The organism is Gemmatimonadaceae bacterium, assembly GCA_020851035.1.
GTDB lineage: Bacteria > Gemmatimonadota > Gemmatimonadetes > Gemmatimonadales > Gemmatimonadaceae > JACMLX01.
Genome location: JADZDM010000005.1, coordinates 295,813 through 309,998, shown reverse-complemented (window position 1 = coordinate 309,998; position 14,186 = coordinate 295,813). Strand labels below are relative to the sequence as shown.

The following is a 14,186-nucleotide window of genomic DNA, read 5'->3' as shown; positions in this document are numbered from 1 at the left end:
ATGCCGCCGAAGAGCATGCTCCTCGCCGTTGCCGGCATGGTCGGCACCGGCAAAACCACGCTCACGCGCGCGCTGGCCGCCCGGTTCGGCCTGCAGATGGCACTCGAATCGGTGGACGACGACAATCCCTGGCTGACCCCGTACTACGGACCCGAGCCCGGGGCGCAGCAACGCTACGCCCTGCGGCTGCAGCTGCATTTTCTCGCTACCCGCTTCCACGCCATGCGCATGATGCGCAAGCGCGGCGGCGGCTGGATCCTGGACCGGACCTGGTACGAGGACGCCGAGATCTTCGCCCACGGCCTGTTCGAATCGGGCGTGATGACCCGCGACGAGTTCGAGCTGTACGACCGGTTGTATGCCGAGCTGCTCACCGGCCCGGCAGCGCGGCCACCCCGCCTCCTGATCTACCTGCACGGCGCACTGGACCACATCACCGCCCGCATCACCCAGCGCGGGCGCGAGGCGGAGCGCGACATGCCGCCGGCCTACTGGGGGGCGCTGCACGCCCGCTATGAGCGCTGGATCGCCGCCTTTGGGCGCTGCCCCGTCCTCCGGCTCGACATCCGCGACTACGACCTCGTCACCGACCCCGAGGCCGTCGACTCCATCGCCGCGGCGATCCGGCGTCGCCTCGAACCCGAGCTCCCGCAGACCGAGCTCTGGCCCGGTTGACCGGCGGCGCACCCAGCGCGCCCGCGGAGCCACCCCCGCTCCCAGCCCCACTCGGAGTCGACCACCCAACCACGACTCTGAGTCGGCCCACCCGATCTGACTCAGACCCGTTCTGCCCTTGTCTGACGAACTCTACTGTACGACATTTCCAGCAGATTCTGCAGCCTCAGATGCACAGTCGGGCGTTCCGGCACAGGAAATCGGCGCCATCTCCACTTAGATTTGCAGTTCTGACAGGAAATCAGGTACACCAGAACGTCCGCCTCGAGAGCGTTTCGTCCTCATCACCCGCTCGCACATGTCATCGTCCAACTCCCCGCGCACCTCCGCCCTCCGGGCCATCGCCACCCGCCCCACCCAGACCGAGAATGCCGGCCTGCCGCCGCGCACCTCGGAGTACTTCGGCAGCCTGACCTTCGGCGCCCGGCAGATGCGCGCCAAGCTCCCGCCCGACGTGTACGCCAAGCTTTCCGCGTCCATCCGCCTCGGCAAGAAGCTCGACACCGACATCGCTCCCGTCGTCGCCCAGACGATCAAGGAATGGGCGATGGCCCTCGGCGTCACCCACTTCACCCACTGGTTCCAGCCGCAGACCGGCTCCACCGCCGAAAAGCACGACGCCTTCCTCAGCTTCGATGACGCCATGACGCCGCTGGAGACGTTCAGCGCGGCGCAGCTCATCCAGTCCGAGCCCGACGCCTCGAGCTTCCCGTCCGGCGGCCTCCGCGCCACCTGGGAAGCCCGCGGTTACACCGCCTGGAACCCCGCCAGCCCCGTCTTCATCATCGAGACCGCCGGCGTCAAGACGCTCTGCGTGCCCTCCGTCTTCATCGGCTACAACGGGGAGGCGCTCGACGAGATGACGCCGCTGCTCCGCAGCACCGACATCCTCTCGCAGAAGGCCATCGAGCTCCTCGAGGTCCTCGGCGACACCGGCGTGCAGCGCGTCTACACCACCATGGGCACCGAGCAGGAGTATTTCCTGATCGACCGCGCCTTCTTCGCCATGCGCCCCGACCTCGTCATGGGCGGACGCTCGCTCGTCGGCGCCCCGCCGCCGCGCGGCCAGCAGCTCGAGGACCACTACTTCGGTGGCATCCCCGAGCGCGTCCAGGCCTGCATCGCCGAGGTCGAGCACGAGCTCTACAAGCTCGGCGTGCCGATCACCACGCGGCACAACGAGGTCGCGCCATGCCAGTTCGAGATGGCGCCGCACTACGAAGAGACTGACGTCGCCGTCGACCACAACCAGATGGTCATGTCGGTGCTGCGGAAGGTCGCGCTCCGCCACGGCCTGCAGGCGCTGCTGCACGAGAAGCCGTTCGCCGGCATCAACGGCTCGGGCAAGCACTGCAACTGGTCGCTCGCCATCGCCGCCAGCAACCCGGAACTCAACGGCTTCAACCTGCTCAAGCCGGGCAAGACGCCGCACCAGAACGTGCGCTTCCTGCTCTTCCTTGCCGCCGTGCAGAAGGCCGTGCACAAGCATGCCGGCCTGCTCCGCGCCGGCATCGCCACCAGCGGCAACGAACACCGCCTCGGCGCCAACGAGGCCCCGCCGGCCATCATCTCCATCTTCATGGGCGAGATGCTCACGAAGGTCATCAACGAGATCGCCGACGGGAAGACCGGTGGCAAGACCGCCGCGCAGCGCATGCTCGACCTCGGCGTCAACAAGCTCCCCGAGATCGCGCAGGACAACACCGATCGCAACCGCACCTCGCCCTTCGCCTTCACCGGCATGAAGTTCGAGTTCCGCGCCGTCGGCTCGTCGCAGTCCATCGCCTTCCCCGTGATGCTGCTCAACGCCGCCGCCGCCGAGGCCATCGCCGACCTCACCGCCAAGCTGAAGAAGTTGATCAAGAAGTCCACCAGCGTCGACGATGCCGTGCTCGCCGTCGTCAGCGAGGCGTTCCGTGAGACCAGGGCGGTGCGCTTCGAGGGCAACGGCTACTCCGAGGCATGGGTGAAGGAGGCCGCGAAGCGTGGCCTGCCGAACTTCCGCAAGACGCCGGAGGCGCTCGAGCAGCTCGTCACCGCGCAGTCGCGCAAGACGCTCACGTCGCTCGGCATCCTCTCCGAGGCCGAGCTCGAGAGCCGCTTCCACGTGCGCATGGAGCGCTACGTGAAGGACGTGATGATCGAGCTCCACACCATGAAGGAGATGGTCGACACGCTCATCCTGCCGGCGACGCTCAAGTACCACGGCGAGCTGTCGCAGGCCGCCGCGGCGGCCAAGGCGGCCGGCATCAAGAGCATCCCGCAGGTGGTCGAGGCGAACCGGATCGGTGACATGATCGCCACCCTCCAGTCACGCCGCGATGTCCTGGGGACCGTGATCACCAAGGCCGACGGCATGCACGACGAGCTCACGGCCCAGGCCAAGCTGCTCACCAGCAAGGGCACCGGCGCCGCCGAGTCGGTCCGCGAGATCTGTGACGCCCTCGAGGTGATCGTCGACGACAGCGCCTGGCCGCTGCCGAAGTACCGGGAGATCCTCTTCCCCGTGTGAGCCCACGCGCCGGGACCGGCGTGACCTGATGCGGGCAGTTTGCGGGCGGGGTGCTACTGACGTGGCGCTCCGCCCGTATCTTTCATGTGAAGGTGTTCCAACCCTCCAAGCCCTCCCCGGTGTCGCCCGCCCACGCCCCCGCCCGATTCGCCCCCCGGCTTCGCCTGCTGGCGTGTGCCGCGCTCGCCCTGCACGCCCCGCAGGTCCTCGGCGCCCAGGCCAGGCCCGACACGGTCCAGGTCTCCCTGCTGCTCGCCAGCCATCCGTGGCTGGGCGACGGCGGGCGCTTCGCGGATGTCCAGCGTGCCGTCAGTGACGCCCGCGCCGGCGCCCCCGCGCTTCGCTGGTCGACCGCCGGCACCGCCAGTGCCGCGATCCAGCCGGTGCTCGCGCATATCCGCGACGACGTGGAGTCCACCCGGGGCGAACGCGCCGACGCCGACCGCCTCGAGGCGGAGGCGCGCAGGCTCTCCGGCACCACCGACGCCGCCACGCTCGGCCTCTTCGACCTGGCGATGGACATCGCCGTGGCCCGCCACGCCTACCTGCACCGCCAGGGCCGCATCGACCCCACTCGCATCCACGCCGAGTGGTCGCTCGCGCCGGCGGAGCTGGACCTGGCCGCCCTGCGCACCGCCCTCGCCAGCGGCGCTGCCGCCGGAGACACCTTCCGCGCGCTGGAGCCACAGACCCGCTCCTATGGCATGCTGGTCAGCGCTCTGGCCGACGCACGCCGGCAGGATGCCGACACCGCGGAACAGCGCCCCATGGCCCCCGCCCGCCCGATCAGTGCCGGCGGCCGATACGCCGATGCGCAGCCCCTCGCCCGCGTGCTCGTGCGGCTTGGCGAACTGCCCGCCAGCTTCGACGCCGCATCCGTCCACGGCGTGTACACGCGCCCGATGGCCGACGCCGTCTCACGCTTCCAGAACCGCAAGCTGAAGAAGGGCCGCGTCACCGGCACCCTCACGGCGCCCGTGTTCGATGCCCTCATGGACGCCTACGACGAGCGCGCCAGCCGGATCGCCATGGCCATCGAGCGGTGGCGGTGGCTGCCACGCACCTTCTCGAACGATCCGCTGGTGGTGAACCTGCCCGAGTTCCGGCTGCACACCTACGGACGCTTCCAGGGTGACAGCGCCGACGCGCTCAGCATGAACGTCGTGATCGGCCGCGCCGACTCCAACGCCACCCCGGTCTTCGCCGCCAACATGACGCAGGTGGTGTTCAGCCCGCAGTGGCATGTGCCGAAGTCGATCATGCTCAAGGAGATCCTCCCCGCCGCCACCGCCAACGCCGGCTACATCGCGCGCAACAACTACGAGCTCACCACCCCGGGCGGGCGCGTGGTCGAGGCCTCTGCCCGCAACATCGCCCGCATCGGCACCGGCATCTTCGTGCGCCAGCGCTCCGGCGACGCGAACTCCCTTGGCCGCGTCAAGTTCCTGCTGCCCAACCCGTACGACATCTACCTGCACGACACCCCCTCGCGCAGCCTCTTCGCCCGCAACCGCCGCGACTTCAGCCACGGCTGCGTGCGACTCGGCAACCCCATGGCCATGGCGAAGTACGTCCTCGCCAACCAGCCCGCCTGGACGGAGTCGAAGATCACCGAGGCCATGAACGCCGGCATCGAGCGCTACGTCCGCGTCCAGCGGCCGATCCCGGTCCTCATCGTCTACCAGACCGCCGTCGCCGAGCCGGACGGCTCCCTGCGCTACTTCAACGACGTCTACGGCCACGACGCCGTCCTCGCCGACGCCCTCGACCGCGCGCGCTGAGGCGCTCCCGGCGAAGGGCAACTGCCGTGACGCAACGGCGCAAGGGACGCGACGAACGCGAAGGACGCACTGGGTTCTGACGCGTCTCCGGCGTCGGCGCAGCGCGGGGCATCGGATTGCCCTGGGAACTGCAGCAACCACCGCGGTTCCCTACGATTCCGTGGCTCATCGCGCGAAGCGGCCATCGCCGTTCCGCACCGACCGCTGTGTGCCCTTTGCGCCCTTGCGTCACCGCCGTTGCGCTTCGAGCAACACGGCACTCAGAGCGAGAACGAGAGGTCGTTCTTCTTGACGCGATAGCCAGCCGGCACCGCGAACAGCGCCGCATCCGGCACCTGCGGCGTGAGTGAGGTGATCTCGATCGCCGAGCGCTTCTGGGCCTCACCCGACTCGTGCACGGTCACGACCACCTTCACCGGCGCCCCGCGGAAGAGCGCACTGCGCGCACGGCTCACGTTCACCTGGTGCACCGCATCCTGTTGCGCCACCGCGCTCGCGCTCCGCATCAGCAGCTCGAACAACGGGTTGCGCGGCAGCGACGCCTCGGTGGGTACCCAGTAGTCGGTCACCACGCGATGGTGCTTCTCCTCGGCGTTCATCCCGAACACGCCGATGCGCACGTTGTACTCCTCGATCACGCGGAACTGCTCCGTCGCCACACCTGCCACCTGGCCGCCCGGCCCCACCTCCTTCGCCAGGATCCCGGCGTCACGCACCTGCATCTGCACCACGCTGCCCACCATGCCCAGCGCCTTGCCGATGATCTGCTCGAAGGTCGCCAGCGGCATCTCGCTGATCTCCCGCTCCTCCGGCTTCACCGTGCGCACCGTGCTGGTCGCGAAGTCCACCAGCGTGTACTCGCCGCGGCGGTTCGACACGGCCGCATTCGCATTGCCGCGACGGCTCCGGTTGCGATTGCGATCGAGGTCGATGCGCAGCTGCTGGCCACTCCACACCACCGCGCCCGTGGTGACGTCGCCGTCGTCGTCGGTGCGCGTGAACTCGTAGCGGCCGGTGGGCATCGCGCGCGGCGCGAGCGCTGTCGTCGCAGCGGGCGCGGCAGCCGCCGCCCGGACCTGTGCGGCAACGGAGGGTGCCGACGCCAGGAAGGCGACGGTCGAGAGGACGAGCGGGGCAGTACGACGCATGGGGTGCCTCCACAGGCAGGGAGCGACGCTGGTGGTACGATCGCCGCTCCCCGCCGGTTTCGGACTCAGCGCTCCAGCGCGAACGCGAACCGCTGCTGCACCAGCATGCGCACCTTCCGCCCGCCTGACTCGGCCGGCAGGAAGCGCATCCGCGGCAGCGCCGCCCGCACCGCCGCCCCGAACGCCTCATGCGACGCCTCCAGCACCACGAAGCTCCCCGCCTCGGCCCGACCGACCGTGTCCACCACGAAACGCACCAGCGCCTCGCCCTCCACCCCCGAGGCCTTGAGTATCTCCGGGTAGGCCGGTGTGGCCGTGCCGGGCACGGCGGCGGCCGCCTTGTCCACTTCCCGCAGGGTCATCGGCCCGCTCGATGCCGAGGTCGCCGGGTCGGTGCCGTCACCACCTGTCCCCACCGGCCGCGAGGAGTCGAATGCCGCCGTGTCGGAAGGCGCCGCGTCAAGGTCCACCGGCGGGATCTCCACACTCACAGTGGTCGGCGCCGTGAAGACCACGGTCACCGGTCCGGCCGCGCCGGACCTGCTGCCACGTGCCGTGTACAGCGGGGGCGGTGCCGCCGGCGGCGCCACCGGCTGGAAGTGCACCGGCACCACCGTCGGCGCCTCGAGCGCCACGGCCGCCGCGTGCGACAGTTGCACCGCTGCACCGATCACCACCACATGCAGCACCACCGAGACCACCGTTCCCGCCGTCTTCCGCTGCGCGACCCGCTTCGTCTCCAGCAGTTGGTTCAGCATTGCCCGGCCTCCTGAGCGTCGGATGAAGGTCCTGCCCGCCTGCCCCTCCATCATCGGCGCCGTGCATTGCGCGCCGATGTGCGCCCGCATTGCCGCGCCCTTAAGCCTGGATGACGCACGCGACATGATCCGCCGGATCATGAGCACGTCATGAGACCATCATGATCGCCGCGTGGTGGGTTTTATTTCGTGGCACATGCCCCGCTCCCGAATCCTCCGCGCACTCGCGCTGCTGCCGGTCGCCTTCGGCGTCCTCGCCATCCCGTCGCCGGAAGAGCAGGTGCCACAGGCGCCGCCGCGGGCCCGCAGCTTCGCCTGGAACCGCGACTCGCTGTGGCAGGCGCTCGAGCAGCGCTTCGACGCCGTGCGCGCGCGTGGGTGTGCCGACACCCTCGCCACCGCGGCCGAGCTCTCCCGGCTCGATGGTGTCGTCGCGCAGCTCGGTGACACCCGGCTCGCACCCGACGCGGGCGTCCTCGACACCCTCGAGGCCTCGTACTTCGCGGTGGCGCCACAGGTCGCCGCCTGCGCCGCACTGGTGCCGCGCTACGTGCAGCTCCACCTGCACCTGCGCGAGGCGGTGAAGGCACAGTCGATCACGTGGGACGTGAACGGCACTCCCGCCCGCGACCGGCTCTATCGCGCGCTCTACGGGGGCCGTGCCGCCGTGGAGGAGGTGATGCTTCAACAGCCCGGCGCCGTCACCCCGCTGGTCACCAGCGGCATCACGGACCGCATCGCGGCATCGGCCACGCCATCGGCGGTCTCCAACGGTGTCACGCTGCACTCCGGCGACATGCTCGTCTCACGCGGCGGCGCGCCGACATCGGCGCTCATCGCCCGCGGCAACGACTACCCCGGCAACGTCTCGCACGTGGCGCTCGTGCACGTGGACTCGGCCACGCACGCCGTCTCGGTGATCGAGGCACACATCGAGGCGGGCGTCGCCGTGGCGTCAGCCGACAAGTATCTCGCCGACAAGAAACTGCGCGTGCTCGTGCTGCGCCCGCGCACCGACCTGCAAGCGCTCCGCCGCGACCCGATGCTGCCGCACCGCGCTGCCAGCGCCGCGCTCGCACGCGCCCGGCGCGAGCACATTCCGTACGACTTCGCGATGGACTACACCGATCCCTCGCGACTCTTCTGCTCGGAGGTCGCCTCGTCGGCCTACCGCACGCAGGGGGTCACGCTCTGGAGCGGCATCTCCACCATCTCACGCCCGGGCCTCCGCCACTGGCTCTCGGCGTTCGGCGTGCAGCACTTCGCCACCCAGGAGCCGTCGGACCTGGAGTACGACCCGCAGCTCCACGTGGTGGCCGAGTGGCACGATGCGGCGACGCTCTTCAAGGATCACGTGGACAACGCCGTGACCGACGCGATGCTCGACGAGGCCGATCGCGGCCAGTCGCTCACCTATGCGTGGTACATGCTGCCGCTGGCGCGGGTGATGAAGGCGTACAGCGCCATGCGCGTGATGCTGGGCGGCCACGGCCCCGTCCCCGAGGGGATGTCGGCGACCGCGGCGCTCCGCAATCGGGCATACGGGGCGGCGCACCGTGCCCGTGCCGATGCGCTGCACGCCGCGGTCACCAGCTGGCGCCAGGGCATCGAGCACGGCCACCCGCCCACCTACTGGACGCTCGTGCGCCTCGCCGGCGGCGACACCACGCCACGCTGATTACACGCGCACCGGCACCAGCAGGTCGGTGCGCACCTCGTCACGTGGCGTGGTACGCAAGTCGCTCCGGTAGATCTCGAGGGCCGGCCCGTCCAGCAGCGCGTACCCGCTGGCCGGCAGCGCCTCCCCGAGGAACCGCGGCCACACCACGTTCAGTGCGTCGAATGCCCCGACGTGCGTGTGACGCGCGTACGACCCGCCCTGCAGCCGCAGCTCCTCGACGCCCGTCGGCAATACGGCGCTCTCCGCCACGCTGACCGCCGCGCAGGAACGCAGTTCCTCCGGTGGTGTCGCGTCGGGGTCGTCGTGGTACAGCGCGATCATCAGGGCCGATGGGTCGTTGAACAGGCCGGCAGGGCCGGCCAGCCGGCCCAGTCGCTCGAACGCCTTGCCGATCGTGGAATACGGCCCGACATGCGTGACTGCGGCCAGCCGCAGGTCGGGGAGTTGCTCGATGTCCACCTGCATGGTGTGTCCTCCGGTGTCGGATGGCGTGAATTGCGGCTGCACCTGTCCGACACGGAAGTGCAGGCCGCTGGGTGCACTGAGCACGGCGCGCAGGGCGCGCTGCCGGCGGAAGTCCGTGGGCGAGGTGCCGAAGGCGGACCGGAAGGCGCGTGTGAACGCCTCGTGCGTCTCGTAACCGGCGCCGAACGCCACGCTGGTGACGGGCAGCGACGTGTCGCGCAGGGCGCAGGCAGCCCGTTCCAGGCGCAGCCGGCGCAGCAGTTCCAGCGGCGTCTCGCCCACCATGCCGCGGAAGACGCGGTGAAAGTGGAAGGGCGAGAGGCCGGCCAGTCGGGCGAGGGCGTGGAGGTCGGCCGACTCGTCCAGCCGTGCCACCAGGTGTGACACCACCCGCTGCACCGCCTCGATGTAGAACGATCGCGTGTCGGGCTTCATGCCACGAATCTGTGTGGCGCCGGGGTCGTGTGCTTGATCGCCGTTGCGGACTTTTCGAGCGGCGCCAGGCAGCGACAGCCGGGCGCACACCGCGCCGCTGCGCACGCCGACGAGGTGGCGGTGTCGCGTGGCGCCGGGAATAGGTGCACCTTTGCACCATCAGCACGCAGCCGCTCCCGCCTGCCGTGGCGCGGGCGGGCCAAACCACGGCCGGTGCCGCCAAGGAGTAACGTCGCCACGATGAAACCCGTCCCGCCGTCGAGCGTGCGCAGTGCGCAGCATGTCGGTGCGTCCGCGGGGAGGCGGCGCCGGACCCGCACGGGCATGCTGGTCGCGGCACTGCTCGTGCTGGTCGCCGCCGCCGCCGGCGCGGCGACCATCTGGGAACTGCAGGCGGCCGAGGTCGAGTTCCGTCGCGATGCGCTGGTGGTGCGGAGCCGGGTCTTCCGCGCGGAGGTTCCCGTGCTGACGATCCGCGAGGTCGTCCTCCTCGACACGCTGCCCGGTCCCGTCCGCGCGCTGCGGGCGATCCATCTCGGCACGGTCTTCCACGGCCGCTTCGAGACGGGCACACGGCCGGACACGGCCGAGCTCTTCCTCGACGCCGCACGGCCCCCCTTTGCGGCGGTTCGCACTGCGGGAGGGCTGGTGATCTTCAATGAGGACGAGCCGGAACGCACCCGGGCGCGCTACGCCACGCTGGCCGCCCTGGTCGCGGCGCGTGTGCCCGCGCCCACGCGCGAACCGGCCACGGCGTCGCGACGGACGCGGAATCGTCGGGTGCCGGGTCGCTGAGCCTGTCCGTGACCGGCGTGCCAGGTTCCCGTTTGCTCCGCGCTTGCCTCCGCGCTCACCGGCGATCGCGCATGTCGGGTACGGCAAACTCGCCAGTGCCGGGCTGGCTGGCCACCGAGACGGCGGATTCACGTCGAGCGAGATCGTGTATCGGGGACCGACCGGAAGTGCGGTTGCCCATCCGAACTCCTGCGCTTGCGTCGGCATTGTCGTGCGGCGAAAGTCAATTTGGTCCAGCTGTCTCGACGATCTTTGCGGAGCTCCCATGCCTGAGCCGGTGACGAGTGCTGCCTTGACGCCCTGGCTTGGTGGGCGCTTCCAAGGATCTTCGAGGCCGTCTGAAGTGGAGTCGGCGGAAACTTCGCGCATGCCGGGTGTGTCAGTCTGCTCCGCGGTCGCAAGGCACGCGTGGCGGGCTAGGCAATATCCCCGAAAATCATGATCTGGCGCGCGCCCTGCGCACAGCGCAATTGCAAGCGCTCAGGCAGGTGCTCCGCGACGCGCAATCGCGTCGCCCGGCCTCGAGCACCCAACTGGACGGCGTGCGCGATCTCTTCTTTGCGCGAGCGGGCGTCTTTTGCGCCGACGACGTTGGTCGGTAGCTGAACGGGACGGCGCGATTGAACCTCGAGCTCGCGAAGCCGTTAGAGGACGCGATTGAGGCGGTCCGGGTGGCCTCGACGTACAGACGCACCAGTCGCGTGACCCCGAAGCGAAGCGTCCTTTCGCGTATACTTTTGCAAAGTGTTGGCGTCCACGGCTCGCACACTAGCTATTTCAATCGGATACCAATGGCGCACACTAGTCTTCTTCGGGTGGTTGCACTGAGCTTTCTGGCCGGAGGTTGCGCCCACAACGCGCGTGTCTCCCAAGTCATGCCAACGCAGCACGTGAACCTCGGACCGTTGCGTTTGCAGATTCCGACCAGACTTTTGAAGAAAACGACAATTGGGCCAGACTTTTCAGAAGTGTCGTTCGTGAGCGAGCGGGATACCACGAAGGAATTCGTCAGCTTCACTTTCAGCAATTGGCCGATTGAGCGGTGCAGCGGTGTCGTAACCGATACGATCTTCGGTCGAACAGCCGCGCGCGTGTGTAACCCATCGCCGGGCACCAGCTACCCAGCGCTCCACTGGATAAACTTCGCTCACGGCACCGAGTGGGGTTCGGTTGCCTCACTCTTGTTCATCGCATATTCAGCTGACGATGACCCATGGATTCGCTTTGCGGTGTCGACCATGACGTGGAAACGGCGCTAGGGAAGCTCTGCACAAGTCTTGCAGTATGATGGCGCATTCGGGAGCCCGGCGGGTCTGACCGTGTCGATTCGGAGCGCGAGATGAGCGAGCGGCGGACGTTGGCGAGCGTGGTCTACGACGGCAAGCGGAAGGTGACGAGCCGCGAGCGCTTCCTGACCGAGATGGACCGGGTGATCCCGTGGACGCCGTTGCTGGCGCTGATCGCCCCGCACTATCCGAAGGCCGGTCGCGGCCGCCGTCCCCTGCCGTTGGAGACGATGCTGCGGGTGTATTTCCTCCAGCAATGGTTCGACCTGTCGGATCCGAAGGCGGAAGACATGCTGTACGACAGCGAGTCGATGCGCCGCTTCGCCAAGGTCGATCTCGGCGAGGATGCGGTGCCCGATGAGTCGACGATCCTCCGCTTCCGTCATCTGCTGGAGCAGCACGCGTTGACGGCCCAGATCTTCGACACCGTGCGTGCGTTGCTCGAGGCCCACAAGTTGTTGTTGAAGGCCGGCACGATTGTGGATGCGACGATCATTGCGGCGCCCAGTACGACGAAGAATGCGACACAGACGCGCGATCCGGCGATGAAGCAGACGCGGAAAGGGAACCAGTGGTACTTCGGGATGAAGGTCCACATCGGCACGGACACGCGGGGCCTGGTGCACTCGCTGACGACGACCGATGCCGCGACGGCGGACATCACGCAGTTGGATGACTTGTTGCACGGCCAGGAGACGACCCTCTTCGGCGACAAGGCGTACTGGAAGGAATCAGATCGGCAGCAGTGGGAGCGTGACGGCGGCCGCTATCGCATCAACCGTCGAGGCCCACGCACGGCCCGTTGGGATGCGATCAACCGCGCGCGGTCGCGGGTCCGCTCGCGCTGCGAACATGTCTTCCACGTGGTCAAGCGGTTGTGGGGCTTCGGGAAGGTGCGCTATCGCGGCTTGGAGAAGAACACCGCGCGCGTGTTCACGACGTTCGCGCTCGCGAACGTGAATCTGGTGCGCCATAAACTGTCGCCTCAGGGCACGTAGTGTCGTCGCGCGGGGCGGCGGCGGGGCGAAACACCGCCCTGCGGCGCGCCGACGGTGCGAAATGCGCGCCATCACCGCCCGACTACCACACCGAACCGTCCTAACCCGCCGATCCGTACGACATCGCTCGTCCAGCGATCACCTATTCAGAGCTTCCCTAACTTGATAGCCGCGTCAAATAGGTTGATCACATGCGTCATTTTGCCTGTCAATCGCACGTCACTTGATCTGATAACCCACGGCCCCCTCAGTACTTCATCAAGTACCGCTCCACCTCCCACGGATGGATCGCGCTCGAGTGCTCCCCCCACTCCGCCCGCTTCGCCGCCAGGAAATGCTGGAAGATGTGCTCCCCCAGCGCCTCCCGGATCACGTCGTCCTTCTCCAGCTCCTCACACGCCTCGTTCAGGTCACGCGGAAGGTCGTCGATCCGCAGCCGCCGCTTCTCGCGATGGCTCATCTCGAAGATGTTCGTGTCCACCGGCTCGCGGGAATCGGCCTGCGTGGCAATGCCATCCAGCCCCGCCGCCAGCATCACCGCCAGCGCCAGGTACGGGTTCGCGCTCGGATCCGGCAGCCGGTGCTCCACCCGCGTGCCGGTGCCACGCCGCGCCGGGATCCGCAGCATCGGTGACCGGTTCCGCATGCTCCACGCCACGTTGATCGGCGCCTCGAACCCGGGCACCAGCCGCTTGTAGCTGTTCACCAGCGGGTTCGTCACCGCGCAGTACCCACGCGCATGCCGCAGCAGCCCGCCGATGTAGTGCAGCGCCACCTGGCTCAGCTCGAACGGCGCCGACGCATCCCAGAACGCGTTCTCACTGCCGCGGAAGAGCGACTGGTGCGTGTGCATCCCGCTGCCGTTCTGACCGAAGATGGGCTTGGGCATGAAGCTCGCACTCAGCCCGAACCGCTGTGCCACCTGCTTCACGACGAAGCGGAACGTCGTCAGGTTGTCTGCCGTCGTCAGCGCATCGGCGTAGCGGAAGTCGATCTCGTGCTGCCCGTGCGCCACCTCGTGGTGGCTGGCCTCCACCTCGAAGCCCATCTGCTCCAGCGTGTCCACGATCGCCCGCCGCGCCTCCTCCCCCAGGTCCACCGGCGCCAGGTCGAAGTACCCGCCCACGTCGTGCGTGTCGGTCGTCGCCTTGCCCGTGGCATCCTGCTTGAACAGGAAGAACTCCGCCTCCATCCCGGCATTCATCGTGAATCCCATCGCCGAGGCCCGCGCCAGCGCCGCCTGCAGCCGGCCCCGGGGATCGCCCACGAACGGTGTCCCGTCCGGCATCGAAATGTCGCAGATCAGCCGCGCCACCCGCGCCCCCGCCGCCCCGAACGGCAGCGCACGGTAGGTCGAGAGGTCGGGCTTGAGCAGCATGTCGCTCTCCTCCACCCGCACGAACCCCTCGATGCTGCTCCCGTCGAACAGGATGTCCCCCGCCAGCGCCTTCGCGAACTGGGATCTGGGGATCTCCACGTTCTTGATCACCCCGAGGATGTCCGTGAACTGCAGCCGCAGGAAACGGATGTCCTCCTCCCGGAGGAGCGCCTGGATGTCGTCGGGCCGGGCCGTCCGCAGCATGCTCGGTGCGGGAGAGTCTGGTGTCATGCGGGAAAGCTATGCCCGGCTGCCGGGCGGCAGCGAGGGAACC

The 14,186-nt window shown here is 68.6% G+C and carries 10 protein-coding genes; 6 read left to right on the top strand and 4 right to left on the bottom strand.

Annotated features, from left to right (window positions below; genetic code table 11):
- The 3 genes from IT355_05115 (at position 1) to IT355_05105 (ending at position 4,968) form a co-directional block, all read left to right on the top strand.
- Positions 1-675: a deoxynucleoside kinase gene (locus IT355_05115; protein MCC7052625.1), complete on the top strand. Its 675-nt coding sequence runs from the start codon at positions 1-3 to the stop codon at positions 673-675.
- A 298-nt stretch (positions 676-973) separates the two neighbouring features.
- Positions 974-3,187 (top strand): glutamine synthetase III, encoded by a 2,214-nt coding sequence (locus tag IT355_05110; GenBank protein MCC7052624.1) that lies wholly within the window; start codon positions 974-976, stop codon positions 3,185-3,187.
- A 92-nt stretch (positions 3,188-3,279) separates the two neighbouring features.
- Complete coding sequence (locus tag IT355_05105) at positions 3,280-4,968, top strand: L,D-transpeptidase family protein (GenBank protein ID MCC7052623.1); 1,689 nt, start codon at positions 3,280-3,282, stop codon at positions 4,966-4,968.
- 260 nt (positions 4,969-5,228) lie between these two features.
- Here the strand turns inward: IT355_05105 and IT355_05100 are convergent, their stop codons facing one another.
- Both IT355_05100 and IT355_05095 read right to left on the bottom strand, forming a co-directional pair.
- Complete coding sequence (locus IT355_05100; protein ID MCC7052622.1) at positions 5,229-6,116, bottom strand: hypothetical protein; 888 nt, start codon at positions 6,114-6,116, stop codon at positions 5,229-5,231.
- Positions 6,117-6,181: 65 nt separating this feature from the next.
- Positions 6,182-6,874, bottom strand: a complete 693-nt coding sequence (locus IT355_05095; GenBank protein ID MCC7052621.1) for a TonB family protein — start codon at positions 6,872-6,874, stop codon at positions 6,182-6,184.
- A 196-nt stretch (positions 6,875-7,070) separates the two neighbouring features.
- On the opposite strand from IT355_05095, the gene IT355_05090 reads away from it, so the two are divergent.
- A complete protein-coding gene (locus IT355_05090) occupies positions 7,071-8,552 on the top strand; it encodes a hypothetical protein (protein ID MCC7052620.1) in 1,482 nt (493 codons plus the stop codon).
- Here IT355_05090 and IT355_05085 read toward each other — a convergent pair whose 3' ends face one another.
- Complete coding sequence (locus IT355_05085) at positions 8,553-9,455, bottom strand: AraC family transcriptional regulator (protein ID MCC7052619.1); 903 nt, start codon at positions 9,453-9,455, stop codon at positions 8,553-8,555.
- A 324-nt stretch (positions 9,456-9,779) separates the two neighbouring features.
- Between IT355_05085 and IT355_05080 the strand changes: the two genes are divergently transcribed.
- Positions 9,780-10,250, top strand: coding sequence for a hypothetical protein (locus tag IT355_05080; protein ID MCC7052618.1), 471 nt, complete (start codon positions 9,780-9,782; stop codon positions 10,248-10,250).
- Positions 10,251-11,589: 1,339 nt separating this feature from the next.
- On the top strand, positions 11,590-12,534 hold the full coding sequence (locus IT355_05075) for an IS5 family transposase (GenBank protein ID MCC7052617.1): 945 nt from the start codon (positions 11,590-11,592) through the stop codon (positions 12,532-12,534).
- Positions 12,535-12,781: 247 nt separating this feature from the next.
- Here the strand turns inward: IT355_05075 and glnA are convergent, their stop codons facing one another.
- Entirely contained in the window at positions 12,782-14,116 is a 1,335-nt protein-coding gene (gene glnA, locus IT355_05070; GenBank protein MCC7052616.1) for a type I glutamate--ammonia ligase, read from the bottom strand.
- Positions 14,117-14,186: the final 70 nt, after the last annotated feature.

What these genes read in the sequence shown, in the direction of transcription:
- IT355_05115 (MCC7052625.1), top strand. Translation starts at nt 1, where the DNA reads ATGCCGCCGAAGAGCATGCTCCTCGCCGTTGCCGGCATGGTCGGCACC.
- IT355_05110 (MCC7052624.1), top strand. Translation starts at nt 974, where the DNA reads ATGTCATCGTCCAACTCCCCGCGCACCTCCGCCCTCCGGGCCATCGCC.
- IT355_05100 (MCC7052622.1), bottom strand. Translation starts at nt 6,116, where the DNA reads ATGCGTCGTACTGCCCCGCTCGTCCTCTCGACCGTCGCCTTCCTGGCG.
- IT355_05095 (MCC7052621.1), bottom strand. Translation starts at nt 6,874, where the DNA reads ATGCTGAACCAACTGCTGGAGACGAAGCGGGTCGCGCAGCGGAAGACG.
- IT355_05090 (MCC7052620.1), top strand. Translation starts at nt 7,071, where the DNA reads ATGCCCCGCTCCCGAATCCTCCGCGCACTCGCGCTGCTGCCGGTCGCC.
- IT355_05085 (MCC7052619.1), bottom strand. Translation starts at nt 9,455, where the DNA reads ATGAAGCCCGACACGCGATCGTTCTACATCGAGGCGGTGCAGCGGGTG.
- IT355_05080 (MCC7052618.1), top strand. Translation starts at nt 9,780, where the DNA reads ATGCTGGTCGCGGCACTGCTCGTGCTGGTCGCCGCCGCCGCCGGCGCG.
- IT355_05075 (MCC7052617.1), top strand. Translation starts at nt 11,590, where the DNA reads ATGAGCGAGCGGCGGACGTTGGCGAGCGTGGTCTACGACGGCAAGCGG.
- glnA (MCC7052616.1), bottom strand. Translation starts at nt 14,116, where the DNA reads ATGCTGCGGACGGCCCGGCCCGACGACATCCAGGCGCTCCTCCGGGAG.